This window comes from Rhodobacteraceae bacterium D3-12 (genome assembly GCA_025916135.1).
Lineage (GTDB): Bacteria > Pseudomonadota > Alphaproteobacteria > Rhodobacterales > Rhodobacteraceae > JAKGBX01.
Map to the genome: position 1 here is coordinate 3,133,870 of CP104793.1, position 26,822 is coordinate 3,160,691.

Here is a 26,822-nt window from a genome sequence, read left to right on the forward strand (position 1 = left end):
GCTCCTTGCTGATCGTCTTATTCTGACCTGTCGCCGTCGCGTTGCAAATCGCGGGCATCAAGGTGGCGATACCAATTGGTCATCATCCCCGCCACCTTGCCTGCAAGCGGCCTGAACGGCACCCGCTGGAAAGGTAAATCATCAAACGCCGTGGTGGCCTCGCCCTGCCCAAGGATTTTCCGTGCCAGCTTCATGCCCAGATAAACGCTGCGCGTCACGCCGGACCCACAATATCCCCCGGCAAGCCAGACGCCATCCTCAAAACCCAGATGCGGACTGTGATCCGGGGTATAGGCGACAGTGCCGGACCAGACGTGATCGAATTTCACATTGCCAAGCTGTGGGAAAACCCGCGCTGCCGATTGGCCAAAGGCGCGGCGCTGACGTTCGACCGGCCCACCCGGTCGCCCGATCCTGCCGCCAAAGATAAACCTCCGGCCATCCGGGCTAGGGCGGAACCACATGAAAACCCTGCCGGTTTCACCGTGCATCCGCCCCTTTGGGGTCAGGCTCTCCATCATCTCGGGGGCAAGCGGCTCTGTCGCGACGGCGCCTGTGCAAATTGGCACGACCCGGCGATACATCGCCGCCGTGCGCCGGTCGGCATAGGCGTTCGTGGCCACCACAACGGCACGCGCGCGCACCTCACCCTGCGGCGTCTGCATCGTAGTGGTGTTGCCATCGCGGCGCATATTGCCCACCGGGCAATGCGTTACAATCTGCACCCCTTCCGCCCGCGCAGCCTGGGCCAGCGCAACCACCAACTTGCGCGGATGGATGCCCCCGTCGCAATGATACAGCGCCCCGCCAGCATAGAAATCACTGCCGATCTCGCGTCGTTGCTCTGTGCGGCTGACCATCTCCACGTTCAGCCCGATGTTGCGCGACAACCAGTCGGTCTCGCGTGCCATCGCGTCATAATCGGCGACCGTGCGCGCCCCGCGAAACCGGCCCCGCATCTGCAAATCGCAATCCAAAGCGTTCTGCGTCACGAATTCCTCGAAGAAATCGAGCGCCCGAACGCCCTCTTGCATGATCGCCAGCGTCTTGGTCTCGCCGTAACGCGCAATCAGCCCCGCCGATCCCAGCTTGTGAAAGCTCGGACCAACCATGCCACCATTGCGCGACGAACAGCCCGCGCCGATCGCACCGGCGTCGAAAACAACCACCTGCCGCCCGCCCCGCGCAAGGTGGATCGCGGTGCTCAGCCCGGTGTAGCCTGCGCCAATCACGGCGATATCCGCGTTCTTTGGCGGCGGCGCCTTCTCTGTCTCGCCCGGATCCGGGGCCTGCCAGTATATGCTTTCCGCCGTCATAGGTTTGCTCAATCCCGCAGGGTCCAGTTGTCGCGATGCTGCGCTGTTGGGAACCGCGCTTCCAGCCCCAATTCCGCGATCCGTGCGATGCTGGCCTCAAAGATGCTGCGCAAAACCGGTATCCCGTCCGGCGCCAACGCAACATTGCGCAGCACATCAGCGCGCCCGCGCATAGGCATCCACCAACGCGCGAAGATCTTCGACAGCCGTTTTTTCCGACATATCTATGCGCAGATCCATCGCATCAATCCCGTGCTCGCCGGTGACCCGGACCGCGGCGGACCGCAACGGGCCAAGGATCTCTCCCCCCGCATCGCGCCCGGCCTCAAGCGCGCGCATCAACCGCTCCCCCAAAGGCAGCTCAGGATCGCGGGCAAAGGCTTCGGCCATTTTCCGCGTGACCGTTTCATTGTCCAGAATATTGCCCAACGCCAGACAATCTTTCTCGATGCTATGGGTGTATATCGAATACATCCGCCGCCCGTGAAACGCCGCCGCCTGCCCGTTGGCATCCAGCGCGCCAACCTGACGCCATTCGATATCCGAGGTCGAATTGCACACCGTGGTCACCGTGTCCTTCGCCCCCTTGCCCTGCCCCAGCAACGAAATGCCCAGATCGCCAAGGCGGCTGTCGGTCCGGTGCTGCGACAGCATCGCGCCCTTGCCATGCAACAGCCGCACACACCGCCCCCCGACAGCAAGATCAGAGGTGGTAATGGCCGCGCCAAAGGCCCCCGTCCGGGCACAGCGGCCAATGATAGAGAATGTCACAACTTCAATCCTTCTTGTTACAGGCCGTCTTTAGCAGGCAATGGAACACCCCGGTCTTCCGCACCAAAGCGTTGCCACATGGCATCCGTCGCCTGCTGCGCTTCGATCACGGCAGCGCGCTCGTCAATCGTGGTCAGCTTGCCCTCCCGCATCAGGAACCGGCCGTCGACCATTGTGTCGGTCACAACGCCGGGGTGGCCGTAATGGACAAGGTTCGACACCAAGGACACCCGCGGGTTCAACGCTGGTGCATAGATGTTGAACATCGCCAGATCGGCTTTCTGCCCGACCGCGATGCTGCCAATATCGGGCCGGCCAAGCGCCTCTGCCGCATTGCGCGTCGCATAGTTGAACACCTGCTGCGGCGTCGGCGTCACCGACCGCTGATAAGCCCCGCGATGCAACGTCAGACCAAGCTTCATGGCGTGAAACATATCTTCGGTCATATTGTCCGTGCCCAGCACGATCTTGACCTCATGATCCAGGATCGACCGCATAGGAAGCGGATGCGGCCCCTTGGCCGACATCGACGCCGGACAATGGCCCAACCACGTTCCGGTCTCTGCCAGCCGCGCCACGTCGCTCTCGTTGCAGAACGTCCAATGCACCGCGATCAGGTCATCACCCAGAAAATCGTTCTGGTCCAGATACTCGGTCGATGTGCACCCGTGCAGCGCCTCGACCTGTTCCTTCTCGCTGATGATCTGGCTCAAATGCACCGTCCGCCGCAAGCCGTGCTTGCCAGCAAGCGCCTTGAGCTGGCCCAGCATCCAAGGGCTGCAATTGTCCGGCGCATGGGCCGCTATCATCACCCGCACGCGGTCTTCCTCGGCGCCATGGAACCGGTCGATCAACGCCTCTGTGCGATCAAGAAAGGTCTGCCCGAACTCACGGTCAAACCGGTATCGCCCGCTGCCAACTTCGGTGGTCACCGCATCAGCACAGCTTTCAGCCAGCCACAGGCGCATACCGCTGTCGATCATCGCTGGCGCGTAATCCGCCACATGGCGCAGCGGATCGACCATCGTCGTGGTGCCCGAGCGGATCGCCTCGGCACAGGCCAGCCGCGCAATCGCGGCCCGCTCTGCCGGCTCCAGAAGATAGGACGCCGGCACCATATACTGATAAACAAGGTTGCCCTCGATATCCTCAACCGTGCCGCGCAGCACCAGCAAAACAGCATGCGTATGCGCGTTGATCAACCCCGGAGAGACCAGCTTGTCGGACATATCAAGCGGCTCAAAAGCCTCGAATGCACTGCCCTCCAGCGTCTCGGGAAGCGCCACAATGCGGCTGCCTTCGATGGCGATATGCCCCCGGCGAACCTCGGGTAACCCGCTGTCATGACTGATGTAAGCGGCGTTTTTAAGAAGCAATCGGCTCATGATCGGCGCAGAACTCCAATAGCAGTGGCAACAAGCGTCAGGACGATCAACATGGTCGCCACGGCGGCAATCGTCGGGTCGATGTTGTCCTGAATCCCCTCCCAAATCATCTTAGGGAGCGTCTCGACATTGCGCACCGTGATAAACAAAACGCCAACGATCTCATCGAAACTGACGATAAAGGCAAAGATGAAGCCGGTGATTATTCCCGGTCGCGCGGCGGGCACAACCACCGCCCAAACCGTCTGCATTACCGACGCCCCAAGGCTGCGCGCCGCCCGCGGCAAATTGCGATCCAGATTGCTCAGCGCCGCAAAAACCGAGATCGACACATAAGGCAGCGCCAGCAGCGTATGCGCCAAAATTACGCCGAAATGCGTGTCAATCAGACCAAGCTGCACCCAAAAGCGGTAGAACCCCAGCGATTGCACCACCGGCGGCACAAGGATCGGCGTGATCAGCACCCAGCGCGCCACCATCGCCGCCCGGTCCGACAGGAACCAGCACCCAATCGCAAACGCCGTGCCCAAAGCCGAAGCGCAAGTCGCCACCACCAGCCCCACCCAAACGCTTGTCCAAGTCGCGCTCAACCAGTCGGGGTCGGTAAAATAGTTGGCGTAATGCTGCAGCGAAAGCGCCTCCTTAGGAAGCCCGATATAGCTCGTATCGGTGAACGAAATCGGCAGCACGACAAGGATCGGCAAGACCAGAAAGGCAATGACCAGCCACGCGCCTGTCTGAAAAAATATCCGAAAGGCAGACACTTGCATCACTTACGCTCCAACAGGGTCGCACGCAGGTTCACGAACCGCGCCGAGATCAGAAGAACAAGGGCCGTCGCCACCAACAGGGCAACCGACAAGGCAGACCCAAGACCCCAGTTCAAAAATTCCTGAATCTGATAGGTGATGTATTCGGAAATCATCAGAACGCGCCCGCCGCCCAACAACGCAGGCGTCACAAAGAAGCCCAGCGACAGCACAAAGACAAGCAGCGCGCCCGACAAGACCCCCGGCAAAGTCTGCGGAAAGTATACCTGCCGGAAACTGGTCCATTCGCTGGCGCCAAGGCTGCGCGCGGCCTGAACGTAAATACCCGAAATCCCACGCATGTTCGTCAACATGGGCAATACCGCAAACGGCAACATGACGTGGATCATCGCGATCAAAACGCCCAATTCGTTGTGCATAAGCCGCAGCGGTCGCTCAATCAGCTCGGCATGCATCAGCGCATCATTCACAAGCCCCGACCGCCCGAGCAGAACAATCCAGCTAAACGACCGGATCAACACCGAAACCCAGAACGGCAAGATCACCAATGCCACCATCAGAGGCGTCAGCCGCGAGGCGAAATTGCTGATCGCATAGGCCACGATATAGCCCAATATCAAGCACCCCACCGTGGTGATGGCAGCGACGCGAAACGTAATCACGAAACTGGTTCTCACCGCGTTGGACCCGGCCATTTTCACAAAGTTTCCAACCCCGGCCTTCGGCTCGGTAAAGGCAATTTCCCAAATGCCCAGAACGGGCAGGATGTAGAAACACACCATGATCGACAACGCCGGAAGAACCAGCATCCAGTAACTGACCTTTTCGTTGACGCGCGGCATTCCGCCCCCTCATGGCATTGTTGGTTCAATAGTGGCTGCAACGGTTTGGCGGGCCCACCCAAAGACAGGCCCGCCACAGAACGGCATCAGTTAATAAGCGCGTCCACATACATTTCTTCGGCCGAAACTTGGTTCTTCGCGTACCATTCATCCTTGTAAAGGATCTGTGTCGCGAGGTTTTCGGGGCTCGATGGGTTGAACGCGGCCAACTCTGCCGGGACAAGCTCGGCCGCCGCCGGGTTGATCGGACCAGAGCCGATTTTCTCCAGCCATTGCACCTGCAACTCGGGCTTCTGACCGTGGGCGATGAACTTCATCACCTCGTCCTTGCCTGCCGGGTTGCCCTTGGGCACAACCCAGATTCCCGGCGCGATCACACCACCGTTAAAGCTCACGTTGAACGCGCCGTCTTCCATCTGATCCTTCAGAAGATGCGCGCGCGTTGACCAGATATTGCCAATCGCCACTTCTTCCTGAAGGAACAGGTTCTGGCTGTCGCTGCCCGATCCCCAAACGATGATGTTTTCGCGCAGTTCGCGGAACTTGGCGATCGACGCCTTGATCCCGTCCTCGGTGCTCAGCGCGTCATAGATTTCGGCCAGCGGCACACCGCGGGCCTGCGTTGCGCTTTCCAACTGACCGCGCACCGATTTGCGGAAGGTCCGCATGCCGGGGAAATCCTTGACGTTCCAAACGTCTTCCCATGTCTGCGGGATGTTGCCACCCAACAGCTTGGGGTTCGTGGCCAGCACATAGGAATAGACGTAGTTGCCAACGCCATTATTATAGGCGGTGCCCTCGAGAACCTTGGATTTGTCAACGATGCTGTAATCAATCGCCTCGGTCATGCCTTGTTGCTCAAGGATGATTGCCGAGCCTGCGCCGCTGTCGCACAGGTCCCAAACCACCGCGCCGCTTTCAACCATGGCGCGGATCTTGCCTGCCGAGGGGCCAGAGCCATCCACCGTCACCTTGATCCCGGTTTCGGCAGTGTATGTGTCGCAGAGCACTTCCTGCAGAACGTCTTTTGCCGTCCCGCCCCAGTTCACAACGATAATCTCTTTGGTTTGCGCCAATGCGCGCCCGCCAAGCACCGGCAGCACGCCAAGCGCACCCATAGCCGAGATAAACCCGCGCCGCGTCAGACGACCCTGCTTGTAACGCTCGACCGCAATATCTGCGATGTCGCGTTTTGCTTCAAAATCCGTGGTATCCGTCATGTTTTGGTTCTCCTTGTCAGTGTCTATTCGGGGGGGATGGCCTTGTTCATACCTGCGGCCATTCTTGGTTATACGGGGGCAAGCACCACGGGCGCGTCGGCATCCCAACCGATGCTGACCTCCAACCCGGGTTGCGGTGTAATGTCTGTCTTCCATGTCGGTCGCGACAACAAGAACTCGTCCCCGCCGGCGCGTGTCACCAACACCTGACATCTTTCGCCAAGATAGCTGACCTGCTTGACCGTCGCGGGCATAAACTCCGCCCCCGGCAGCCCAAGCCGAAGCCGCTCGGGACGCAGCGCGAGGCTCAACAAGTCGCCCTGCTCACAAGGCTCTTGCGTGTTCAAATCAAACGTCGCGCCCAAACTGTCACAGCGCACCGATGTGCCGCTGCCCGCGATCACTTCGGCGTCGATAAAGTTGGACTTTCCAAGGAAATCAGCAACAAAGCGGGTGCGCGGGCGATCATAAAGCGTGTTTGGCCCGCCCTCCTGCTGGATCGCCCCATCTTTGAGAATTACAATCCGGTCAGACATGGACAGCGCCTCGTCCTGATCGTGCGTGACATAGATGAACGTCACACCCAACTTCTGATGAAGCGCCTTTAGCTCCCATTGCAGGTCCGCCCGCAATTTCTTGTCCAGCGCCGACAATGGCTCGTCCAGCAGCAAAATCTGTGGGCCAAAAGACATCGCTCGCGCCAACGCGATCCGTTGTTGCTGCCCACCCGAAAGCTGGCTTGGCAACCGGTCGGCGAATGCGCCCATCTGAACAATGTCCAGCGCCTCGCTCACACGTTTTTCAATCTCTGCGGCGGGGCGTTTGCGCACCTTCAACGGAAAGGCAATATTGTCACGCACGGTCATCGTCGGGAACAATGCATAGCCTTGAAACACCATGCCAAAGTCGCGATGCTCCGGCGGCTTGCGGGTGATGTCGTTCGACCGAAGCTGCAACTGCCCTTCGTCCAGATTGATGAACCCCGCAATCGCACTCAGCAGCGTGGTCTTCCCCGATCCAGATGGTCCAAGCAGCGTCAGGAACTCGCCCTCCGCCACGTCCAAATTCACCCCATCAAGGGCCCTGACGGTATCATATCGCTTTACAGCGTTCTTGATGGAAAGGATCGGTTCATTCATCGGAAAGTGTCACCTGCTTTGCTCTGACAACTGGCGACGCCTCCGCCACTCAACTCCGCAAAAGTGAGCATGAGAGTTCTGCATTTGGAAATTAAAAATGCGCCCCAAACTATATCTTCAAGTTATACCAAGCGGCGCTGATCAACCGATACCGGCAAGTTTTCCGTGAGGTTTCAGATAGTCGATCAGATACTGCTGGAACTGCATGGTCAGGTTCGTCGTCGGAAACAGTTTCGAGGTAAGACCGTGCAATTTCAGCGGCAAAGCAGGCCGCGTTGGCCGCAATGCGATCTCGTCGCCCTGCAATCCGATTACCGCAAAACTGTCGACCATCGCCACGCCCAGCCCATTGCGCGCCATCTCCAGAGCGGTCGCAGTGTGGCGCACCTCACAAAAATAACGTCGTTCCAACCCGCGTTCGGAAAACAACATATCAATCGCCTGCCCCAAAGGTGTGCGCGCTGCATAAGAAATGTGCGAAACGTGATTCAAATCCGAGATCGAAACCGTCTCCTGCAATGCCAACTCGTGATCGACAGGACAGGCGCAAACCAACTGCCCGTCTGCGATTTCCCCAACCGTAACAGCACTATGGCGCGGTGGCGTGATCGAAAGACCCAGATCGGCGCGCCCGCTCCCCAGCTTGCGAATGATCTCGTCCTGACTGCCCAATTCGATCGAAAGCTGAAGCTTAGGACGGGTTTTGATGAACTGGCCCAGCACCTTCGGCAAAACCCCGTGCCCCACCGATGGGGTCGCAATAATGCTCAGCCGCCCGATCGTTCCGCCACGCAAATCGTCGATAATATTGTCGATGCGTTTTTGCTGCATAAACAGATGCTGCGCTTCCTGCGCGATATGCAGCGCCTCTTTGGTAGGGGTCAACCGCCCGTGTTCGCGCATAAACAGCGGAAACCCAACAAGGTCCTCGGTATGGCGGATCATATTGCTGATCGCGGGCTGGCTCACCGCCAGCAATTCGGCGGCACGAGCGGTGGTGCCCACTTCTATCACGGTAGAGAGCACTTCCAACTGGCGGGCGCTGATCATGGTATAAGTCCTAGTTATTACTGATGGCGCTTTTTTAATTTCATACTGATGCCCCCTCTGTCTAGCAATGAATGGAAATTAGCTATTGGAGGACTGCATGAGCAGGAACGAGGTTTTTGCCGTTGCGCAAATGGGGCCGGTGCATCTTTCAGACACCCGCGAAATGGTCGTCAAACGGTTGATCGACATGCTGCGCGATGCTCATGCTCGCGGCGCGAGCTGGGTCACCTTCCCCGAACTGGCGCTGACCACCTTCTTTCCGCGGTATATCTACGACACGCCCGAAGAATACGACACCTTCTTCGAAGAAGGTCTGCCCTCTCCCGCGATGCTACCGCTGTTTGAAACAGCCAAGTCTCTCGGCGTCGGTTTCTATCTCGGCTACGCCGAAAAGATCACCGAAGCCGGTGTGACGCACCGTTTCAACACCTCCGTTCTGGTCGGTCCCGATGGCAGCATTCTTGGAAAATACCGCAAAATCCACCTGCCCGGCACCAAAGAACCGATCGGTGATCTTGAATTCGAACACCTCGAAAAACGCTATTTCGAAGTCGGGGATCTTGGCTTTCCGACCTTCGCCACCCCGTCGGGGCGGTTCGGCATGTGCATCTGCAATGACCGTCGCTGGCCGGAAACCTTCCGTGTGATGGCGCTGCGCGGGGCCGAGGTGTTCATGCTCGGCTACAACACGCCGACGCGCAACATCCACCACCCCGAACCCACCCACCTGCGCGATTTTCACAACCGGCTCAGCCTCGAATCCGCCGCCTATCAGAACGGCGCATGGGTTATGGCCGCCGCAAAATGCGGGTCCGAAGACGGGTTTGCCATGATCGGCGGCTCTGCCATTGTCGCCCCCACAGGCGAAACCGTAGCCCGCGCCGTTTCCGAGGATGACGAGGTCATCACGCACAATTGCGATCTGGACCTTGGCGCCTATATCCGCAGGTCTGTTTTCGATTTCTCTCGCCACCGCCGGATTGAACATTACGGTCCGATTACCGAACAAATCGGCGTGGAGATCCCCTCATGACCTTTTCACTCGCAGCACGTGACCCGCAAACTCAAGAAATCGGTTTTGCGGTCGCGACGTCTTCTGTCTGTGTTGGCGGACGTGTTGGCGCATTGACGGAAGGCTGCGTTGTGTTCTCGCAATGCCGCACCGATACACGCCTGCACCGCCCGGGACTGCGTCACTGGGAAGCAACCCAGGACGCAAGCGGCGCAATGGACGCGATGCAGAAAGCTGCAACAGCGCTGCATTGGCGCCAACTCGGTGTCTTCCCCATCACCGGTGAGGGGCTGCATTTCACCGGCAGCTCGTGCCTTGGCGTGGCGGGCGGCCTGACCGGGGCAAATAGCTTGGCCTTGGGGAATTTCCTTGACTCAGAAGATGTGCTCCCTGCCATGATCAACGGCTTCGAAACCGCCAAAGGCGGCCTTGCGGAAAAGCTCGTCGCAGGGATGCTCGCAGGGCAAGCGGCGGGCGGCGAACGCGACCCGCTCCAATCGGCCTCCCTCGCCGTTCTGGGGGATGCAGGCCTAAAGGATGTGGATCTGCGGATTGACGATTCCGGCACGCCTTTGGAATACCTCAGCCGTATGCTTGCCGAATGGCTACCTAAGGCCGCCGCATACCGCCTGCGCGCGCTTGACCCCGACGCGGCCCCCTCTTCCTCCAGCATCGAACACGACAAACCACAGGCATAGGATCAGGACAATATCCTGCCTTCATAGGCCTATGCAGACTGCCCCAAGTGCCCCGAAGTTCTTCTGGCGTTTGAATAAACCTATTTAGGGATTTTTGCTGCCCGTTGGACTTTGAACGCCGACGCAGGCGAATGAATAAACTGCAGGGTGACCGTGACGTTTTAGAAAATGACTGGTTTGACTCGGTCGAAATGCTGCTGCCCTTACGACTCTTCCGTCACTGAATTTATGCTTTTATTGTATTCACGTGTTTAAGTTAAAGGGCGGCAAAAGTCTGCTTTCCGCTCTTGGTGTCGGGCGTAACGAACGGCCCATTGCGGACGTTGCCGATACCACAATATGCTGCGTAGCAGCTTTCCGAAAGCAGACGTCCGCTAGAACTGGGCAGTTTTGCATCTCCAACCACCCAGCTCGTGCAACATCAAGACGATTACCTTTTGATCACACCTAGCTCCTCATATGCCTTCACCAGTGTTGCAGTGAACTCTTCGGTCCTTGAAGTCACGTTGCCCAAGTCCGGCCAAGCAAAAGGTTCAGGGAACAAGGAAAGCTCTTGCTCGACCTCCAGTCCAAGCTTCGCTGCGACTGCCAGCGCTGACGTCGGTTCTTTGTCTCCAGGCCACAGCATCTCATCAATTGTGATCCAGACTTCCTCTCCATCTATGAGGCTAATTTCAGCGCGCATTGCGCCGAGGCGTTCGTTGACTGTCGTCGCGTCTTCAAGAAGCGCACACCGGATCAGCAGTGAGACGGTCGCCTCGTTCAAGTGAAGCGTGAGCACGGGCTCCACGACGCGCACTTCTGGGGTTTCTCGTTGCGTAGCATTTGGCGTCTCCACTGGCTTCCCGGGAAGCCGACTGTCAAATGGCTCCATGTAAATATTGAGAGGATGCGTGCCACAATTAGGACAGTGCCAATAGCTCTTTGCCAACTGTGATCCGGTGATCTGCGCGTCACAGCTATGACAGTACCAGGTCGAGGCTTCCCCGCCTCTTAATGGATGGCGTGCTACGCCATCAAGATCAGCTTTTGTTGAACGTCGTGGCCAATCCACTGCCATTTGCGCCCGACTTCGTGTGCCGCGCTCTTTGGCGATATCGAGAATTTTGCTCAGAAAATCAGGTTCCCTGACCGGGCTAGTTTCTGCATAGCGTTCATCTATCTCGACGATAGGAGCTTTAAGCGGGGCTTCCGGAATGCGTAAGTCCCACCCCACCCCTGAGACGACAACGTCCCCAAGATCGTCCCCAATCCGGAATTGGTGACCGCAAAGCTCGCCTTCTTCTGACGTTGGCTCGTTATCATGCTGGAATTCACTGGTGGATGCGGTTGCTTCGGTTTTGGCTCCTGCTTGGCGCACAATTTCGTTCGCCGTCGCCCAATCCTCGTCACTTGGAAGCCAACCCTCCTTAGTTGCTTCGGTCAGCGCCTTCCAGTGCGCTAACCCCATTGCTGCGGCTAAAACGTTCAATGCTTCAGTGTGCGCCATCGTGGTCGCACGTGCATACCGTTTGCCAAGGGTCTTTAGTTTTTTAATCTGATGGTCATTCATGTGTCATCTCCATTTGGATATGACTAGGTGCCCGCTGCTAGCCGCTCTGCGCGCAGTGCACAGAGTAAATATCATGGCTAAAAACGCTGCGTTGCTTTGCGTGGCGGGCACACCGGCCTGCGTGAGGGCCAAGTGATAACTATGATTTTCATCCGATTTCGTCAACCGGCCCAATGCCGCCGTATGTGTTATATGAAGTGCCTAGCTACTTCGAACCACCTGGCTGGAAACTACCAGTTTAACATCGACGTCTACCACCTTATTTTATTGTATTCGGTATACAGCTTTTCGCCGTATTTCCTATCCACATGATAAGCGAACGAAATTAACCCTCTGACATGATGGCGCATGCCTGTCACTGAGCTAAAACCACGTTTGGATTGATGCGCCAATACCCCTATTTCGTCGTGGTTTGTCAGTCGTCATATAAAATGGGACATCAGAGCGGCTTGAACATTGGAGGCTCTGGTTCGGTTGCGTGATTGATTATGCGGCTTGTTTTTGATGTTGCAAGCGGCGTTGTCGGATCGTCAGTTTCTTGATCTTCTCCCTTTCTCTCAGAATGGCTTTGTCCCGTCCAAAGTAGACGTCGGCGGGTGTGACGTTATTCAGGCTCTCGTGGTAGCGCTGGTTGTTGTAGTAGTCGACGAAGGCCCCGATCTGTCGCTCGAGATCACCGGGCAGGTAGTAATTCTCCAGCAGAACACGGTTCTTCATGGTCTGATGCCATCGTTCTATTTTGCCTTGGGTTTGCGGGTGGAATGGCGCTCCGCGAACGTGGTCCATCTTCTGATCCTCCAGCCATTTGGCCAGATCGCCAGAGATGTAACAGGATCCGTTGTCGCTGAGCAGACGGGGTTTGTGTCGGACCACGGCCTGGTCGCAGCCCGATGCCTGAAGCGCCAGCTCGATCGTGCTGGTCACATCCTCGGCCCGCATGTTCGTGCAGAGCTTCCAGGCGATGATGTAGCGGCTGTAGTCGTCGAGGATGGTGGACAGGTAATACCAGCCCCAGCCAATGATCTTGAAGTAGGTGAAGTCAGTCTGCCACATCTGGTTGATGGCGGTGGTCTTGTCCGTGAACTCATCGGCGGCCTTGATCACCACGTAGTCCGGCGCAGTAATCAGATCAGCGGCTTTCAGGATGCGGTAAACCGATGATTCAGAGACAAAATATCGCTTCTCATCGGTATATTTAACGGCCAGCTCGCGTGTGGTCAGTGCCTCATGCTCCAACGCAAACTCGATCAGATCGTCACGGCGGATATCAGGGATGCGGTTCCAGACCGACTTTGGACGTGGCGAACGATCTGCCAAGGCATCCAAGCCACCTTCGACATATCGGTCATACCATCGGTAAAATGTGGTGCGCGGGATGCCCAGCATATCAAGGGTCTTCTTGGTTGGCAGATGCGACCCTTCAACTGTGCGAATGATCTCCAACTTCTCGGTTGCTGGATACCTCATTCCTCGAACTCCCCAGCCCCTGTCATGCTTTTTTTGAGCAGACGGTTTTCCAAGGTGAGGTCGGCCACGCATTCCTTCAGGGCCATGGCCTCAGATCTCAACTCCTTCACCTCAGGCGATGTCGCTTGACGCGCCGTGTCGCCGGAAAGACGACGCTTTCCAGCCTCAAGGAATTCCTTCGACCAAGTGTAATACAGGCTGTCAGAAATACCCTCGCGGCGACATAACGCCGAGATGCTTTCCTCCCCGCGCAATCCGGCCAAAACAATGCGGATCTTCTCCTCCGCCGAGTAGGTCTGGCGGGTCTTGCGGCGGATGTTTTTGACCAGCTTGTCAGCTGCGCCTTTCGATGTTCCGGGCTTCTTGTTCATCTTCGCTCCTTAAAGGCTACGATGAACCAGAAACCCTCCGTTATTCAAATCCTCATATCTGTCCCATAGGTGCTGACGTCAGACACTCGCGGTTCCCGGAAAAAGGCAACAAGTTCTCCACTGGCTGGCAAGCTCTTTGATGAAACTGGTGACCGCTTGACCCCTAGCCACACCCGGAAAAAAGGCAAGCGCCTGCGATACTACGTCTCTCGGCGAGTGATTGCTGGCAACAGCAAGATGCACCCGAATGCCTGGCGTTTGCCTGCGGAGCAAGTTGAGAGCCTCTTGACGGAACTGGTCAGACAACAACTTTCCAAATCAGATGCAGCATCTTCAATGACGCAGGGCTTATCAGCGACAGAAATCAAATCGGTTTCAGAACAATTAAAAGAAAGCCTCAGCGTTGCTGACTGCCTGAAATTGATTGAAAGGGCACATCTAAAGCCAGGCTCATTGCGTATTCAACTGGATGCACAGGTTCTTGCCGAAACGCTGAAATGCAGGCCGCAGCAGTTCAATGAATTGGAATTGTCGATTGAAGCTCCATTCCAAATGCGGAGGCGGGGTGTCGAGTTAAAGCTACATCTTGGTGACCCACCCCCGAGATCGACATCACGTTAGTGCAGAACATCGAAAAAGGACGCCGTTGGTTGGCGATGATCATTGATGGCAAGTCCGTCTCCGAAATTGCAGAAGCAGAAAATGTATCTACGCGCCGCGTACAAGATGTCGCCAACCTCGCAATGATTGCCCCCAACATTCTGGATGCCATCATCTCCGGCGAACAGCCAGTTGGCCTTACCACCGACTACCTGATCAAGAATCGTTTTTCCGCGATTTGGTCAGAACAGCACATGCAGTTCGCAGCGCTCTGAAACCTACTCACCCCAAACTCGTACCGCCGGAATCGCAAACAGAGACTATGGCCCGAAACCGGCCCTCAAAGGAGACCGTGTCGCGTCTCTCTCTAAAAGACTGCGAGGTAACCGCCCGGAAACGCGCCACAATATCGCAGCAAACCAGCAGCGCCGGAAATCAAGGAAGTGTTTGGCAGGGGCAGCAGGGTTCGAACCCGCGACCTACGGTTTTGGAGACCGTCGCTCTACCAACTGAGCTATACCCCTAGGACCGTTCAGGGGTTTAATCGCGCCCCTTCGGCTTTGCAAGATCGAATTCACGTGATTTCAAAGGGAATTCGGCGCGTGGTTGCGCAATGCCTCAAGATCGCTGCCACAAATCGCCGCTTCGGCGGCTGAGATGCGCTCTATCGGCCAGTCCCACCACGCGATCCTTAACAGTTCTGCGATTGTGTTTTCATCAAAGCGGCGGCGAAATACCGTCGCAGGGTTGCCGAGAATCACGCTGTAGGGCTCGTATTGCCCCGCGACAATCGCCCCCGCTCCGATAATCGAACCACTGCCGATCTGCGCTCCGGGCAGGATTCGGGCACCTTGTCCGATCCAGACATCATTGCCAATGATGGTGTCTGCTCCGGGGTCTGGCATAGAGGGCGCCTCCATTCCCCCACCGGTGAAAACGGCAAAGGGAAAGCTGGAGAACCCGTCATAGCGGTGATTGGCCGAGGCAGTTATGAACTGGACCCCATCGGCGATCTGGCAGAATTTTCCGATGATCAGCTTTTCGGGCGAGAATTCGTAAAGATAGGGCGCAAGCTGTGCCGCCCAATCATCGGGTGGGACGTGGCAGCTGGCATAGGAATAGTCGCCCACTTCGATCCGTGGGTGCGAGAGCGCGGCTTTGAGAAACACCGTGCCGCGATGCAATGAGCCATCGGGCAACGGAACGGGATGACGTGTGTCAGGCGACGGAAAGTCAGGCATGACGAGACCTTTCTTGATCTGAGAAAATAACAATCGGTTCAGATCGCGGTCTTGGTCATGTCACCCTCCATCGGTTGGCCTTGTGGATTTGCAAAAATTTTGCTTCGCCAAACCAGTGTCGCACACTCTTGCGCCGGAACGCAAACGGCTCTCAAAACCGCGACGACGGAGTATGCCGCGGGGCGTGCGGTCTTTTTAATGGATGTATTTGCGCCGGTAAGCTGTGGGCGTCGCACCAAAACGGTTCTTGAAGCGCCTGCTCAAATGCGACGCGCTGGCAAAGCCGTTGGCAAAGGCGATTTGGGTCACGCTTGCCCCCGCCACGCGCGGATCACGCAGCGCCGCGGCCACCGCCTCGAGGCGGAGGCAAAGCAACCGCTCGCGCACGGTTTCCTGCTCGGTCTGAAACAACTGATGCAAGTAGCGCACCGAGATCCCGACCTCGGCCGCGAGGGCGGCAGGCGTCAGGTCAGGATCATCGAATCGCGCCGCCATCGCCTTTTCGATACGAGCCATCAGGGCCGCTCGCGGTGCGACGAGCGCCGGCGTTCCGCGCTGCGCGAGATAGGCGATTTCATCGACAAGAGACTGCGCCAGCCGGTCAAGCGCAGGCGCGTCCAGATCTCCCAGAATGCTATCAAGCGCCAGTATCCTGTCACGCAGCAGCGCGCCCATACCGCCACGCGTCTCAACCCGTCCGGTGACCAGCGCGTCGTGGCCGATGGCCGCTTTCAAGCGGTCGCGGGTGATGAATAGCGTGGTTTTGGCAATGCTCTGCGGCGCGTTGAAAGCACAGTGCTCCGAAGCGTCCCAGATCAGCATGTCATCCTTACTCAGCCGGGTTTCAAAGCTCGATTGGCGCACGCATTCAAAGCCGTCACGCAGCACCAGGATACCATAAACCGCATCATCGGCTTGTTTGATCTGTTGCGTGCTACGCTCTCCCGAACAGGGATCACAGCGGCAATTCACGACCGAGAAGCCGTCAACCTCGCAGCTTGTGATCGCAGCATCAAACCCCCTACTGGCCGGCGCGCCCAAGGCCCAAGGCAGGTGCGAGCCCGACAGGGCCTCGGCCCAGGCATCATAACGGGATCGACTTTCGACATTGGCGGTAGACCAGGACTGCATCTCTCTCCCCCTCGGATGCGCACATTGCACACAGGATCAAGAATTAACGCACCCTATGTCAAGCACGTCGGAAAAACCTGCTCCAGTATTAATCCGTCTTCTAGGGAGGAAAACATGAAGCAAGATATCACATTCAAGACCGAGGACGGTACAACGCTCGCGGGTTGGTTCTTTGAGGCGGCGACAACGCCGGCGCCCTGCATCGTCATGGCCCACGGGTTTTCAGCGACCAAGGAAATGCACCTGAAAGGCTTTGCCGAGACATTTCAGGCGGCCGGGATGAACGTGCTGGTCTATGACAATCGCAACCTTGGGAATCGGGAGGAGAACCGCGCGGTGAGATCGACCCCGAGCAGCAGATTCGCGATTATCGCGATGCCATTACCTATGTTCAGGGACTGGACAGCGTGGATGCCACGCAGATCGGCGTTTGGGGGTCGAGCTATTCCGGCGGGCATGTGCTTGTCGTTGCGGCCAAGGACCGGCGGGTAAAATGTGTCGTGAGCCAGGTGCCTTTGACTTACGGGCTCGAAAACGCGCAGCGGTTGGTGCGCTCGGACCATTGGGCCGGTCTGCGTGACGGTTTCGCCGCCGACCGGGCGGGACAGCTGAACGGAGACGCACCCTTGCGGCTGCCCGTGGTGGGCAACGGGCCGGAAGATCCCTGTGCCTTGCCAACGGATGACAGCCGCGAGTTCTTTCTTGGCCTGTCCGAGGAAAATCGCGGCGCTTGGGTCAACGAAATCACGCTGCGCTCGATGGAGTATTTCACCGAGTATGAACCCGGTGATTGGGTGGCCAAGATCGCGCCAACACCCCTGATGATGGTCGCGGGGCGTTACGACCACCTGACGCCTGCGGATCTTACGCTCAAGGCCTATGAGCGTGCGATGGAGCCCAAGATAATGCTGATTCTCGATTGCGCCCATTTCGAGGCTTATACCGATGAACCGTTCAAGATTTCCGCCCCGGCGCAATGCGCGTGGTTCGCCGAACATCTCGGCGTGGCGTAAACCTGCCGCCAATAAAAAAGGCCGCCCGGATCAGGGCGGCCTTCGATTTTACTGGAACGGGGGAGCCCCCGCCTCGATTACTCGATGATTTTGGCGACGACGCCGGCGCCGACGGTGCGGCCGCCTTCGCGGATGGCGAAGCGGAGACCGTCTTCCATGGCGATCGGTGCGATCAGCTCAACCTTGAACGACACGTTGTCGCCCGGCATCACCATCTCGGTGCCGTCTGCCAAAGTCACTGTCCCGGTCACATCCGTGGTACGGAAGTAGAACTGCGGACGGTAGTTGGCGAAGAACGGCGTGTGACGGCCACCTTCGTCTTTGGTCAGAATGTAGGCTTCGGCTTCGAACTTGGTGTGCGGTGTCACCGAGCCCGGCTTGCAGAGAACCTGCCCGCGCTCAACACCTTCACGGTCGATACCACGCAGAAGTGCGCCGATGTTGTCGCCCGCTTCACCGCGATCAAGCAGCTTGCGGAACATTTCAACGCCTGTGCAGGTCGTTTTGGTGGTGTCGCGGATGCCGATGATTTCGATTTCGTCACCAACGTTGATCACGCCACGCTCAACACGACCGGTCACAACGGTCCCACGACCCGAGATCGAGAACACGTCTTCGATCGGCATCAGGAACGGCTGGTCCACGGCGCGCTCAGGCGTCGGGATGTAGTCGTCAACCGCAGCCATCAGCTCACGGATCGAGTTTTCGCCGATTTCCGGGTCACGACCTTCGAGCGCGGCCAGAGCCGAGCCTTTTACGATCGGGATATCGTCGCCGGGGTACTCATAGGAGCTCAGCAACTCGCGGATTTCCATTTCGACGAGCTCGAGCAGCTCTTCGTCGTCAACCTGGTCAACTTTGTTCATGTAAACGGTGAACGCCGGGATACCAACCTGACGGCCGAGCAGGATGTGCTCGCGCGTTTGCGGCATCGGGCCATCGGCCGACGAACACACCAGAATCGCGCCGTCCATCTGCGCCGCACCGGTGATCATGTTCTTCACATAGTCAGCGTGGCCGGGGCAATCAACGTGCGCATAGTGACGGTTCTCGGTCTCATACTCAACGTGCGCGGTCGAGATCGTGATACCACGGGCCTTCTCTTCGGGCGCGCCGTCGATCTGGTCATACGCTTTGAAATCGCCAAAATACTTGGTGATCGCCGCCGTAAGTGTCGTCTTGCCGTGGTCAACGTGACCAACTGTGCCGATGTTCACGTGCGGTTTGTTACGTTCAAACTTTTCCTTAGCCATGCGTGCGGCGCCCCTTTGCTGCGGCTGCTGATTTCTGATGGCAGCCAAGTTTCACTCCGCGCGGGATTTATTGGGTTCGGAGGCGGAAATCAAGGGTCCGATCCACTTGTGACGCATGAAAAATCTGTGTTCGTCGCGTCCTGTTAGCTGCTTAGCGCTACCGCTTTAGAACCGATTTGAGAATCTGATCTCCGAGCGCGCGCGCCAGATTGTTAAAGTCACCCGCTTCGCCATCCTGCATGGCTGCGCCGATCAGGCCGGGGCGGAACTCTCCCCCGGCTGCCTTGGCTCCCCCGACCGAGACCTTGAACGCGACGCCGATCGGCGCGTTGGTTCGGGCATCAACCATTTGTACAATCGCCGCCGCATGAGGATAGTTGCTGCCCAGAAGGGCCCCTGCCCCCGGGTTTGGAATGTAAAGCCGTTCAACCCGAAGGGTGAGAGCTACGCGTGTCGCGCCGGTCGACAAAGGGCGCAGAGAGGACTTAACCCCTTGTTTCAAAATCGCTTCCGCCTGATCATCGGAGAAGGTGAAACCACGGATTGATCTATTTGAGGCGACCGAAACATCGACCCTCACATCGACAACTTTGATCAGAGATTGGATCGGCGCACGTGCGGCTTTCGTGGCGGGTTTGACAGCAGGTGCAGCGGGCGTCGTTGTGCGCGTGCCATTTTTGAATTGCGCCTCGGGAATGGGTTGGCTGGTCTTTGCAAACGGGTCCGTCGGGCCGGTGCCCGACGATTGACACGCCGCCAAAAACGCCGGGATCAGAAGTTTCAACGCTGTGCTTTTCACATTTCGCTCCTTTTGAAGACGTCAATCAGACCTTGTTAAAATCACTTTGTTATAGTGACTTACAGGGTGATTTGACTATTCTTCTTCTGGTGCGATTACGGGCGCGACCGGTTCGGGCGCGGTGGTTTTGGCCGCCACTGGCTCTGACGGTTTGGGGGCCGGGTCGCCCGGCTTCGGCTTGAACCAGCCTTCTTTGTAGTTTTGACGCACGAGGTAGTTCTGAATTTGCTTGGCGGCATTGCGGGTCAGGCCGCGCATCTGTTCCTCAGCCGACTGGGTATAGCCGGAACCGACAAGCGAACCGCCAGAAAAGCTTTCGATTACAGTGATTTGCTCGACCTTGGGGTTGAGTTTTTTGCCAGCTGCATCATCCCACACAGTGAGGTTCAGGATCAGAATGGACTTGGGGCTGGCCACCAGCGGGATGCCGGGCTGGGCCAGCACATACCCTTCGAGGCTGATCCCGAAATGATAGAGCTTGTCACCTTCATAACGCCCGAACCGCTCTTCGACCGCCTCTTGCATCATCTTGGTAAACTGGTCTTTGTCTGCCTCACGCGAGGCGGGTCCCTTGGTCAGCTTGGGAGCCACTACCACGTTATGGCCAAGAGAGAAATTTCCCAATGGAACCGGACCCTTATCTAGGTCGTTGGCATTGGTACAGGCCACGACGAATGCAAGAGAAATCAACAGGAAAACAGTGCGGAACATTGGCAGACCCCAAGCGAGTTTTATCGCACCGGAATAGCCCAGCAAAGGGGTGGGCGCAATCAATTGAATGAACGGGCGGCGGGCCTATATTGAAAGGGCCACAGTGGAGGGCCTGAAATGAGTGCTGCCGCGATACCTGTTCATGTGCCTTTGGTGACCGAACCCATGGGGGTCTTGGCCTCGCTGAATGCGGCACGGCGCAATTTGTTGGAGATTTTACCAGAAATCGCAACAACGCAGCCGATGGTTTCGGGGCGCACGGCGACCCGTTGGCATATGGTGATGGACCCTGCGGCCATTCGGCGTATGCTTCTGGAAAATATAGAAAATTATCCGAAATCTCTGGTGACGAAGAACCTGCTGAAACCCGCAATCGGCGACTCTCTTTTTATTGCGGAAGGGGCGCATTGGCGCTGGCAACGGCGCGCGGCGGCGCCGGCGTTTTCGCATCGCAACGTCACCGGCCTGGCCCCGGTGATGAGCAAGGCCGCTGAGCACAGTCTTGAGCGGATCGAAGCCGCAGGCGGGCGCGCCGTGGACATGTATGAAGAGATGGTGCGCGCAACCTTCGAAGTTATTGGGAACGTTACCTTTTCCGAAGGATCGCAGTTTGATCCCGAGGAGGTTCACAAGGCGATCGACGCCTATATTGACGCAGTCGGGCGGCTGTCGCTATTCGACATTTTGGGGATGCCGGATTGGGTACCGAGGCCGGGGCGCATTCTGTCGGGGCGACCGGTGAAGGATATGAAGGCGCTGGCCGATACGTCGGTCGAGGCGAGGAAGGCCGGGGAACCGGGCGAGGTTCCCGATCTTTTGGACTTGCTGCTTGAAGGGGAAGACCCTGAAACAAAACGAAAAATGAACACCGAGGAACTGCGCGACAACCTCTTGACCTTTATCGTTGCGGGCCATGAAACCACGGCGTTGACGCTCAGCTGGGCGCTGTATCTTTGTGCCTTTGATCAAGAGGTTCAGGACCGGGCGCGAAGCGAGGCGCAGGCGGTGTTAGAGGGGCGCGTGGCAACGGCTAATGATCTGGAATCGCTGCCTTTTATTCGGATGATCGTGGATGAGACCCTGCGGCTTTATCCGCCGGCGGGGATTTTGTCGCGCACTGCGCAGGCGGCGGATGAGCTTTGCGGGCGCGAAGTGCGCAAGGGCGATACGGTGATGATCCCGATTTATGCGCTGCATCGGAACCGGCTTTTGTGGGACGAACCGGATGCGTTTAAGCCGGAAAGGTTCAAAGATCGCAAGGGGATAGAGCGTTATGCCTATCTTCCGTTCGGGGATGGGCCGCGGATTTGCATCGGCGCGAGCTTTGCGGTTCAGGAGGCGGTGATCGTGTTGGCGACGCTGCTGGCGAAGCGGCGATTTCGGCTGGTGGAGGGGCGTGCGCCCAAGCCGGTTATGATCCTGACGCTGCGCCCGGAGGGCGGGGTTTGGCTGACCTCGGAGGCAATTGGTTAACGGAGCAAAAGGCAGAGGTTTCGAGGGGGTGACTCCCGGCTGACTTCCGGCTGCAATGCGTATGACATCCGATTCTTGAATGTGTTTACGCGCCATTAAGTTAATGCGGCGCACGGTGCGGGTGACCGCGCGATTCAAGAATGAGATGGACGCATGTAGCGGAGGCGAATTCCGTCGCGGAATTCGGTTATTTTTCCGTCGCGGAAAAATATGCGCCAGACAGTGAGGTGTGCGCCAAAATCCGTGACGGATTTTAGGTCGGATTTTGCGACAAAATCCGATTAGCTGAATTTATAATCTTTCGGGAAGCCATAGGGCGGGCGTTTGCCGACGCCGGCGCGTTTGCCGAGCCATTCGCTCATATCCGGTTCGTGGCGCGTTTTGCCGCCGCCCATTTCCCAGCTTAGCCCTTCGTCCCATGCAAAGGTGGTGACATCGGCCAAACCGCCATCAAGTTCCAATGCGCCCTGACGACCGCGGGCTTGATTGTATTTCTGCAAGCGCACGCCTTTGCCCCGGCCCATTTCGGGCAGCTCCGAAAGCGGGAACACCAAAAACTTGCCATTGAGCGAACAGATCGCGACATGGTCGCCCGTGACCGGTTTGCAGACCGAGGCCACCGTGTCTTTGACGTTGAGCACCTGTTTGCCAGAGCGGGTTTGCGCGATCACTTCGTCTTCGGGCACGACAAAACCGTTGCCCTCGGCAGAGGAAATCAGAAGCTTGGCGCCCGGACGGTGAATGAACAGCGTGACGATCTCGGCCTCATTGGGCAGGTCGACCATCAGGCGCACGGGTTCGCCCATGCCGCGCCCACCGGGCAGGTTGGCGGCGGACAACGTATAGAACCGCCCGTTGCTGCCCATCAGGAGCAGCCGGTCCGTCGTTTCGGCGTGGAACAGGAAGCGGCCCTCGTCGCCGTCCTTGAATTTCAGCTCGCGCTCGAGGTCGATGTGGCCTGACATGGCGCGGATCCAGCCCATTTTCGAGCAGACCACGGTGATCGGCTCTTTCTCGATCATCGCTTCGAGCGGCACGTCTTCGACTTCGGCGGCTTCGGCAAAGACGGTGCGCCGTTTGCCGATCACATGCCCGGCGCCAAAGGTTTTGCGCACCTCTTTGAGTTCATCTGCGACTCGGTCCCATTGCAGCCCCTCGCCTTCGAGCAGGTCTTCGAGGTTGGCGCGTTCTTCCATCAGCGCATCGCGTTCCTTGACCAGCGCGTCCTCTTCAAGGCGGCGCAAGCTGCGCAGGCGCATGTTGAGGATGGCTTCGGCCTGGACATCCGAGAGGCCGTTTTCACGGCCTGCAAAGCTGTGCGGAATGGCGCGGGTGCCGTCATCGCTTTCGACCAAAACGCCGGTGGCCACCGCCTCTTCGTCGGCGATGAGCGCCAGTTTCGAGACATCCACCCCGGCCAGCGGCGAGACATAATCCGCGTCATCCTGAGCGCGCGGAATGGTGTCTTGATGCGGGCGCGACCAGTCTTCGTACATCAGCGCCGCTTTGGGGTCGTCGTCATAGCGGATGATGTCGATCACGCGGTCGAGGTTCAGAAAGGCGGTGATCAGCCCTTGCAGAACTTCGAGCCGGTTGTCGATTTTCGCCATGCGATAGCGTGAGCGCCGGATCAGCACCTCGCGGCGGAAATCGAGGAAGGCGCGCAGCACTTCCTTCATCGAGCAGACCTTGGGCGTAACCCCGTCGATCAGCACGTTCATGTTGAGCGAGAACCGCGTTTCAAGGTCGGAGTTGCGGAACATCATGTTCATCAGAACATCGGGGTCCACGTTCTTTGACTTTGGCTCCAGCACGAGGCGTATGTCATCGGCAGATTCATCGCGCACATCCCCAAGGATCGGGATTTTCTTGAGCTGTATCAGCTCGGCGATCTTCTCGATCAGCTTGGATTTCTGCACCTGATAGGGGATCTCGGTGACGATGATCTGCCATTGCCCCCGCCCGAGGTCTTCGATCTCCCATTTACAGCGCAGCCGGAACGAGCCGCGCCCGGTGCGATAGGCCTGGGCGATATTCTCGTGCGGTTCAACGATGACGCCGCCGGTCGGGAAATCCGGTCCGGGCACGTAATTGAGCAACGTGTCGTCGCGGGCATCCGGCGTTTTGATCAGGTGCAGGCAGGCGCCGATCAGCTCGTCAATGTTATGCGGCGGGATATTGGTCGCCATGCCCACGGCGATTCCGGCGGAGCCATTGGCCAGCAGGTTGGGATATTGCGCCGGCAACACCGAGGGCTCTTCGAGGCGACCATCATAGTTGGGCCGGAAATCGACCGCGTTTTCGTTCAGCCCTTCGAGCAGCGCCTCGGCAAAGGCGGTCATGCGGGCTTCGGTATAGCGCGAGGCCGCCGGGTTATCGCCGTCGATGTTACCGAAGTTCCCCTGCCCGTCGACCAGCGGGTAACGGACGGCAAAATCCTGTGCCAGCCGCGCCATCGCGTCATAGATCGCAGCGTCGCCATGCGGGTGGAAATCACCCATCGTGTCGCCGCTGATCTTGGCCGATTTCAGGAAGCCGCCGGTTGAGGTCAGCCGCAGGCGGCTCATCGCATAGAGAATGCGGCGGTGGACGGGTTTGAGCCCGTCACGCGCATCCGGCAGAGCACGGTGCATAATTGTCGAGAGCGCATAGGTCAGGTACCGGTCGCCAATGGCGCGGCTCAGCGGTTCGGAAACCTGCGTACCTTTGTCGTTTGGATCATCCAGCAAATCGCTCATGCACGTTCTTTAAATCGTTTCGCGCGACACCTGCAACAGGGATAAATCGAAACTCTGCCGCCATCCGCGCCCATAGCAGGAGATCAGGTGCAGGCGAGGTTTGATGGCGTGCCTGAGCCAGCCGTTGATCCGGGTGTTGATCCGGGCGTTGATGGGGAATGGGGGCGAATCCGCTATGCCGCCCCCCTTCGCGGTCGGAAACCTCGCCTTTGCCCCGGCGCGATGCCGCAGGGCAGAAAGAGGGAACCGAAACTAATTTGACACATATCACCCCGCTTTCGCCTGTTGAGGTGGGTAAATCGCACCTAACAGGGAAAAATCGGAACCACTTCCCCGCAAAGAACGTTGCGAATCGTGTAATATGTCGAGCATTGGACAAGATCAAAGCGACGTGTGAGTTAAAGGGGTGCGCAAATGTGGCGGTTTATCATTGTGACGTTCGGGTTTCTGATAGTTGGTTTCTATCAGCTAAGCGGCGGATCGGATTATGCGCCGCGCGAAGGCTCGCGCCAGCAAGCTGCTTTGAAGGCGGCGGAGCCGGTGGCGAAATCCAACCTGCCGCGCAACACGGCCACGGCTGTAACTCCGCAGGGTGACGCCAAGATCATTCTTGCCTCGACCGGAGCCGAGCCGGTGCGCAACGACCGTGTGCGCCTTGTGATCAAAGGGGTCGTGAACGACACCAGCAACGTGGCAACTGTTGCCGCTGATCCGAGCAAAATTGCCAAGCTTGTCGCCGCCGCATCGACCACGCACAAGCCCAAGCCCGCCGTAAGCCAGACCGCTATCGGCTCGAACCCGCGTCAGGATCAGTTTCAGGGACCTGCGCAAAGTCGCCTCCAACCGCGTGAACATGCGCTCGGGCCCCGGCAAGGAGCATAGCGTCGTCGGTAAGCTGACCCGAGGCACCGAGGTTGAGGTGACGCAGGATAATGGCACCGGCTGGGTCCAGCTTCGGGTTGTTGATACCGGCGAAGAAGGCTGGATGGCAGATTTCCTGCTGGTCGCTGCGAACTAGGCCAGAGCCGACAACCAACAAGATTGAGAAAACCCCGGCGTTGTTCCGGGGTTTTGCTTTGGGGCTTGCAGTTGCGGCCACGGGGCAAGATGCACTACCAACGCGCAATAGTGCAACACGCAGGGCAAGGTTCATGAGTAAATCCATTCTGATCACCGGCTGTTCATCGGGCATCGGGTATGACGCGGCCCAAGGGTTGGCGGCGCGGGGATGGCGCGTCTTTGCGGCCTGTCGCAAGGCCGAGGATGTCGCGCGCCTCAAGGCCGAGGGGCTTGAGGCGGTGCAGCTCGATTATGCCAATGCCGATAGCATCGTGAATGCGCTGGCTGATGTGCTTGAGGCCACGGGCGGCACGCTTGATGCGCTCTATAACAACGGCGCATTCGCCCTGCCCGGCGCGGTCGAGGACCTGCCGGCGCAGGCGTTGCGCGAGGTTTTCGAGACAAATTTCTTCGGCCTTCACGAGCTGACCCGCTATGTGATCCCGGTGATGCGCGCGCAGGGGCATGGGCGGATCGTGAATTGCTCCTCGGTGCTGGGGCTGGTGCCGATGGGCTGGCGCGGGGCCTATGCCTCGACGAAATTCGCGCTTGAGGGGCTGACCGATACGCTCAGGATCGAGATGCGCGATACGCCGATCCATGTCATCACGCTCAACCCCGGCCCGATTTCGACAAAAATCCGCGAGAATTCGATCCCGCATTTCGAGCGTTGGGTGGATTGGAAATCCAGCGCGCGCGCTGAGCAGTATCAGGCCGACCTGCTGGCGCGCTTGTATGAAAAACGAGACGCGGATTTCTTTGAGTTGAAACCCGGCGCGGTTACGAAAAAGCTGATCCATGCGCTGGAATCGCGCCGCCCACGGCCGCGTTATTACGTCACAGGGGCGACCCATCTGATGGGGCTTGCCCGGCGTTTGCTGCCGACCCGCGTGCTCGACTGGATGATCGCCAAAGGCTAGGGCGCGACAAAACTCCCCTTCGCATTTGCGCTCACACCCCCTACATCAGGGGGCAGACACGTCATTGAAAGGAAATCACATGGCCGATGATCCGCTGTTTTGGGTGGTGGCGCTCGCCTGTTTGGGCGTGCTGGTGATCCTGATGATCGGGGTTGGCGGCTTTGCCAAGGGTGGTGAGTTCAACCGCAAGCACGCCAATCGCATCATGCGCTATCGCATCGCGGCACAGGCGGTGGCAATTGCGCTGATCCTGCTGTTCGTCTGGTTCCGCTCATAAATCTGGTTCCGCTG

General features: G+C 58.2%; 27 protein-coding genes and 1 tRNA gene. 10 read left to right on the plus strand and 18 right to left on the minus strand.

Annotated features, from left to right (window positions below; translation table 11 throughout):
- Positions 1-17 precede the first annotated feature (17 nt).
- From N4R57_15555 to N4R57_15595, 9 genes are all read right to left on the minus strand, one after another.
- On the minus strand, positions 18-1,316 hold the full coding sequence (locus N4R57_15555) for an FAD-binding oxidoreductase (GenBank protein ID UYV36412.1): 1,299 nt from the start codon (positions 1,314-1,316) through the stop codon (positions 18-20).
- Positions 1,317-1,324: 8 nt separating this feature from the next.
- Positions 1,325-1,489 (minus strand): hypothetical protein, encoded by a 165-nt coding sequence (locus tag N4R57_15560; GenBank protein UYV36413.1) that lies wholly within the window; start codon positions 1,487-1,489, stop codon positions 1,325-1,327.
- Positions 1,473-2,087, minus strand: a complete 615-nt coding sequence (locus tag N4R57_15565) for a DUF1028 domain-containing protein (GenBank protein ID UYV36414.1) — start codon at positions 2,085-2,087, stop codon at positions 1,473-1,475. The genes N4R57_15560 and N4R57_15565 overlap by 17 nt, the downstream gene beginning before the upstream one ends.
- A gap of 17 nt (positions 2,088-2,104) precedes the next feature.
- Entirely contained in the window at positions 2,105-3,472 is a 1,368-nt protein-coding gene (locus tag N4R57_15570) for an amidohydrolase family protein (GenBank protein ID UYV36415.1), read from the minus strand.
- On the minus strand, positions 3,469-4,242 hold the full coding sequence (locus N4R57_15575) for an ABC transporter permease (protein UYV36416.1): 774 nt from the start codon (positions 4,240-4,242) through the stop codon (positions 3,469-3,471). The genes N4R57_15570 and N4R57_15575 overlap by 4 nt, the downstream gene beginning before the upstream one ends.
- Positions 4,242-5,084, minus strand: a complete 843-nt coding sequence (locus N4R57_15580) for an ABC transporter permease (GenBank protein ID UYV36417.1) — start codon at positions 5,082-5,084, stop codon at positions 4,242-4,244. Before N4R57_15580 ends, N4R57_15575 begins: the two co-directional genes overlap by 1 nt.
- A gap of 86 nt (positions 5,085-5,170) precedes the next feature.
- Positions 5,171-6,304 carry an extracellular solute-binding protein gene (locus tag N4R57_15585; protein ID UYV36418.1) on the minus strand — a complete coding sequence of 378 codons (1,134 nt, stop codon included), beginning with the start codon at positions 6,302-6,304 and terminating at the stop codon, positions 5,171-5,173.
- 68 nt (positions 6,305-6,372) lie between these two features.
- Complete coding sequence (locus N4R57_15590) at positions 6,373-7,443, minus strand: ABC transporter ATP-binding protein (GenBank protein UYV36419.1); 1,071 nt, start codon at positions 7,441-7,443, stop codon at positions 6,373-6,375.
- Between the two features lie 141 nt (positions 7,444-7,584).
- Positions 7,585-8,493: a LysR family transcriptional regulator gene (locus N4R57_15595; GenBank protein UYV36420.1), complete on the minus strand. Its 909-nt coding sequence runs from the start codon at positions 8,491-8,493 to the stop codon at positions 7,585-7,587.
- A 97-nt stretch (positions 8,494-8,590) separates the two neighbouring features.
- On the opposite strand from N4R57_15595, the gene N4R57_15600 reads away from it, so the two are divergent.
- Both N4R57_15600 and N4R57_15605 read left to right on the plus strand, forming a co-directional pair.
- Complete coding sequence (locus N4R57_15600; GenBank protein UYV36421.1) at positions 8,591-9,526, plus strand: N-carbamoyl-D-amino-acid hydrolase; 936 nt, start codon at positions 8,591-8,593, stop codon at positions 9,524-9,526.
- On the plus strand, positions 9,523-10,203 hold the full coding sequence (locus N4R57_15605) for a DUF1028 domain-containing protein (GenBank protein ID UYV36422.1): 681 nt from the start codon (positions 9,523-9,525) through the stop codon (positions 10,201-10,203). Before N4R57_15600 ends, N4R57_15605 begins: the two co-directional genes overlap by 4 nt.
- Before the next feature lie 430 nt (positions 10,204-10,633).
- Here the strand turns inward: N4R57_15605 and N4R57_15610 are convergent, their stop codons facing one another.
- Positions 10,634-11,755, minus strand: coding sequence for a hypothetical protein (locus N4R57_15610; GenBank protein UYV36423.1), 1,122 nt, complete (start codon positions 11,753-11,755; stop codon positions 10,634-10,636).
- Between the two features lie 486 nt (positions 11,756-12,241).
- Positions 12,242-13,593 (minus strand): IS3 family transposase gene (locus tag N4R57_15615; GenBank protein ID UYV36424.1). Its coding sequence is split into 2 segments (ribosomal slippage): positions 12,242-13,257 and positions 13,257-13,593, totalling 1,353 coding nucleotides; the frame shifts between segments, so codons are not numbered across the junction.
- Positions 13,594-13,662: 69 nt separating this feature from the next.
- On the opposite strand from N4R57_15615, the gene N4R57_15620 reads away from it, so the two are divergent.
- Complete coding sequence (locus N4R57_15620) at positions 13,663-14,214, plus strand: hypothetical protein (GenBank protein ID UYV36425.1); 552 nt, start codon at positions 13,663-13,665, stop codon at positions 14,212-14,214.
- Between the two features lie 29 nt (positions 14,215-14,243).
- Positions 14,244-14,468, plus strand: a complete 225-nt coding sequence (locus N4R57_15625) for a hypothetical protein (protein UYV36426.1) — start codon at positions 14,244-14,246, stop codon at positions 14,466-14,468.
- Positions 14,469-14,641: 173 nt separating this feature from the next.
- Here the strand turns inward: N4R57_15625 and N4R57_15630 are convergent.
- The 3 genes from N4R57_15630 to N4R57_15640 form a co-directional block, all read right to left on the minus strand.
- A tRNA-Trp gene (locus tag N4R57_15630) sits at positions 14,642-14,717 on the minus strand.
- Between the two features lie 60 nt (positions 14,718-14,777).
- Positions 14,778-15,434 (minus strand): CatB-related O-acetyltransferase, encoded by a 657-nt coding sequence (locus tag N4R57_15635; GenBank protein UYV36427.1) that lies wholly within the window; start codon positions 15,432-15,434, stop codon positions 14,778-14,780.
- A gap of 195 nt (positions 15,435-15,629) precedes the next feature.
- The gene (locus N4R57_15640) at positions 15,630-16,565 is read right to left on the minus strand and encodes a helix-turn-helix domain-containing protein (GenBank protein ID UYV36428.1); all 936 of its coding nucleotides are present in this window, start codon (positions 16,563-16,565) and stop codon (positions 15,630-15,632) included.
- 359 nt (positions 16,566-16,924) lie between these two features.
- Between N4R57_15640 and N4R57_15645 the strand changes: the two genes are divergently transcribed.
- On the plus strand, positions 16,925-17,578 hold the full coding sequence (locus N4R57_15645; protein UYV39595.1) for an alpha/beta hydrolase: 654 nt from the start codon (positions 16,925-16,927) through the stop codon (positions 17,576-17,578).
- Between the two features lie 77 nt (positions 17,579-17,655).
- Here the strand turns inward: N4R57_15645 and tuf are convergent, their stop codons facing one another.
- From tuf to N4R57_15660, 3 genes are all read right to left on the minus strand, one after another.
- Positions 17,656-18,831: an elongation factor Tu gene (gene tuf, locus N4R57_15650; GenBank protein ID UYV36429.1), complete on the minus strand. Its 1,176-nt coding sequence runs from the start codon at positions 18,829-18,831 to the stop codon at positions 17,656-17,658.
- A gap of 157 nt (positions 18,832-18,988) precedes the next feature.
- Positions 18,989-19,630, minus strand: a complete 642-nt coding sequence (locus N4R57_15655; protein UYV36430.1) for a hypothetical protein — start codon at positions 19,628-19,630, stop codon at positions 18,989-18,991.
- Between the two features lie 75 nt (positions 19,631-19,705).
- A complete protein-coding gene (locus tag N4R57_15660) occupies positions 19,706-20,341 on the minus strand; it encodes a hypothetical protein (protein UYV36431.1) in 636 nt (211 codons plus the stop codon).
- Positions 20,342-20,458: 117 nt separating this feature from the next.
- Between N4R57_15660 and N4R57_15665 the strand changes: the two genes are divergently transcribed.
- A complete protein-coding gene (locus N4R57_15665) occupies positions 20,459-21,814 on the plus strand; it encodes a cytochrome P450 (protein UYV36432.1) in 1,356 nt (451 codons plus the stop codon).
- Between the two features lie 281 nt (positions 21,815-22,095).
- On the opposite strand, the gene N4R57_15670 is transcribed toward N4R57_15665, so the two are convergent.
- Positions 22,096-24,552: a DNA topoisomerase IV subunit A gene (locus N4R57_15670; GenBank protein UYV36433.1), complete on the minus strand. Its 2,457-nt coding sequence runs from the start codon at positions 24,550-24,552 to the stop codon at positions 22,096-22,098.
- 414 nt (positions 24,553-24,966) lie between these two features.
- On the opposite strand from N4R57_15670, the gene N4R57_15675 reads away from it, so the two are divergent.
- From N4R57_15675 to N4R57_15690, 4 genes are all read left to right on the plus strand, one after another.
- Positions 24,967-25,434 (plus strand): hypothetical protein, encoded by a 468-nt coding sequence (locus N4R57_15675; GenBank protein ID UYV36434.1) that lies wholly within the window; start codon positions 24,967-24,969, stop codon positions 25,432-25,434.
- Complete coding sequence (locus tag N4R57_15680; GenBank protein UYV36435.1) at positions 25,406-25,570, plus strand: SH3 domain-containing protein; 165 nt, start codon at positions 25,406-25,408, stop codon at positions 25,568-25,570. The genes N4R57_15675 and N4R57_15680 overlap by 29 nt, the downstream gene beginning before the upstream one ends.
- A gap of 133 nt (positions 25,571-25,703) precedes the next feature.
- Positions 25,704-26,531, plus strand: coding sequence for an SDR family NAD(P)-dependent oxidoreductase (locus N4R57_15685; GenBank protein UYV36436.1), 828 nt, complete (start codon positions 25,704-25,706; stop codon positions 26,529-26,531).
- Positions 26,532-26,610: 79 nt separating this feature from the next.
- Positions 26,611-26,808, plus strand: coding sequence for a twin transmembrane helix small protein (locus tag N4R57_15690; protein ID UYV36437.1), 198 nt, complete (start codon positions 26,611-26,613; stop codon positions 26,806-26,808).
- The last annotated feature ends 14 nt before the right edge of the window (positions 26,809-26,822 follow it).